Annotated in this window: 3 protein-coding genes; all 3 read right to left on the reverse strand. The window is 74.3% G+C overall.

Features of this window, described 5'->3' with window-relative positions:
* Nucleotides 1–202: 202 nt before the first annotated feature.
* Nucleotides 203–601 carry a DUF3040 domain-containing protein gene (locus tag CCN56_RS37830; RefSeq protein WP_086832207.1) on the reverse strand — a complete coding sequence of 133 codons (399 nt, stop codon included), beginning with the start codon at nucleotides 599–601 and terminating at the stop codon, nucleotides 203–205.
* Between the two features lie 269 nt (nucleotides 602–870).
* Nucleotides 871–1659 (reverse strand): bifunctional 2-polyprenyl-6-hydroxyphenol methylase/3-demethylubiquinol 3-O-methyltransferase UbiG, encoded by a 789-nt coding sequence (locus CCN56_RS37835; protein WP_086832208.1) that lies wholly within the window; start codon nucleotides 1657–1659, stop codon nucleotides 871–873.
* 67 nt (nucleotides 1660–1726) lie between these two features.
* A partial coding sequence (locus CCN56_RS37840) for an SAV_6107 family HEPN domain-containing protein (protein ID WP_086832209.1) occupies nucleotides 1727–2155 on the reverse strand: 429 nt, incomplete at its 5' end.

Consider the following 2155-nt stretch of genomic DNA (forward strand, 5'->3'; position numbering starts at 1 on the left):
ACGATTGCCCACACGGCGGGCGGCGAAGGGCACCGCCCAGCCAGGCGCAGGCCCGCACGGTGGCGGGGCCCGTCCGGCGCGGCGCGGGCCCGCAACGGACGGCGGGCCCGTGACGCGTCGAGCCCCGCAGGGCGCGTCAAGGGGCGCGGCCCTGCGGGGCTCGGGGTGTGTTCGGGGGCGCGGGGCTACCGCTCAGGGGCCGTCAGTGGCCGCCGCCCTGCTGCTCGTCGCGGCGACGCTGCCACCGCGCTTCGATCCGGTCCATCATGGAGCGTCGCTGCCGAGCCTGACGGCCTCCGGCCGCCCGCTGCTCGCCCGGCTTCGGCGCCTTGCGCCAACCGGTGACCGCCAGGACCGCACAGCCCAGCATGACGAGGAATCCCACCACGCTGATCCAGATCAGGCCGTCTTCCTGGAAGACCATTCCGGTCATGAGGAGCGCGATACCCACCAGGAAGCCGACGACTGCCTGGTAAACCCGTCGCCGGGTGTACGTACGCAGTCCGCTTCCCTCGAGCGCTGTCGCGAACTTGGGATCTTCGGCGTACAGCGCTCGCTCCATCTGCTCGAGCATTCGCTGCTCGTGCTCCGAGAGCGGCACGGAGTCCTCCTAGTCGTCGGTCGCGGGGGCGACCGGTTTGCGGCCCTTTCAGGATAGGCAGGGAATCGCCCCCGTGAAACCCGCCTCCATACCGATAGCCAATCCGGGCCGCCATGCGGATCGGTTGCTGAGGCGTTGATTCCCCAGCCCCCTGTCCGTCATGCCGGATGGTGTCCCCCGATCATACGGGGCGGAGCCCCATATCGGGCGGGCTGTGGCGTACTCCATGGAGCACCCGGCCTGCACCGCCGAACGGGTGGCCGTGCTGTTCAGGCCCGCTTCTGGCCGAGAACGTGCAGCTGGGTGGCGATGGCGTGGAAGGAGGGCAGCTCCGCGGCGGCCGCCTCCAGCTTGAGCAGGGCCTCGGCGGCGCCGGGCTCGGTGTCGACGAGGACGCCGGGGACCAGGTCGGCGAAGACCCGGACGCCGTGCACGGCTCCGACCTCGAGCCCGGCTCCGTCGGCGAGCTCGGTGAGCTGGTCGGCGGTGAAGCGCCGGGGTACGGGGTCGCCGGCGCCCCAGCGGCCCGCCGGGTCGTCGAGGGCGTGCCGGGCCTCGGTGAAGTGGCCGGCGAGGGCGCGGGCCAGGACGGCGCCGCCGACCCCGGCGGCGAGCAGGCTGAGGCTGCCGGCGGGGCGGAGCGCCGCCGCCGCGTTCCGTACGCCCTCGGCGGGGTCGTCGACGTACTCCAGGACGCCGTGGCAGAGCACCGTGTCGTACGCCTCGCGCTCGACGACGTCGAAGAGGCCGCGGATGTCGCCCTGGACGCCGGTGACGAGGTCGGCGACGCCGGCCTCGGCGGCCCGGCGCTCAAGCGCGAAGAGCGCGTTGGGGCTGGGGTCGACGACGGTGACGCGGTGGCCGAGGCGGGCCACCGGCACCGCGAAGTTGCCGGAGCCGCCGCCCGTGTCGAGGACGTCGAGGCTGTCCTTCCCGGTGGCCTCGACCCGGCGGTCCAGGGCGTCTTTGAGGACGTCCCAGACGACGGCGGTACGCAGGGAGGCGCGCGACGGGCGCGACGACGCCTCTCGACCGAAGACAGGGGAAGGGTCCGGCACGGCTGTTGACTCCTCGGTGACGGGTACTAACGCTCCCCACCCTATGGCCTCGCCCCCGGCTTTCGGATCATCCGTCTGCCTCGTCGGCACCGGACCGGCGGGGCAGGGCCGGCGGGAGGGCGAGCAGCCGCTCGACCAGGCGCAGGAAGTGCGCGGCGTCCCTGAGCAGGTCGTCGGCCTCGCGGCGGGTGACGGCGCTGCTGATGCCGGCCTCGGCGCGGGCTCTGCGCGGGGCGCCGGCGGCGAAGAGGGCGCTCCATTCGGTCAGCTCGGGGGCGAGGTCGGGGAGGAGCTCCCAGGTGCTCCTTATCCGCTGCCGGTGGCGGGGCCGGGTGTCGGCCCTGCCCCGGGCGGCGAGCACGGCGGCCGCGGCGCGCAGGGCGGCGAGGTGGGCGATGGCGTACCGCTCGTGGGGGCGGTCGAGGACGGCGGCCTCGGCGAGTCCGGCGCGGGACTTGGCGAGGAGGTCGAGGGCGGCGGAGGAGTGGGTCTGGAG

Source organism: Streptomyces sp. NRRL B-24572, from assembly GCF_002156145.1.
GTDB lineage: Bacteria > Actinomycetota > Actinomycetes > Streptomycetales > Streptomycetaceae > Streptomyces > Streptomyces vietnamensis.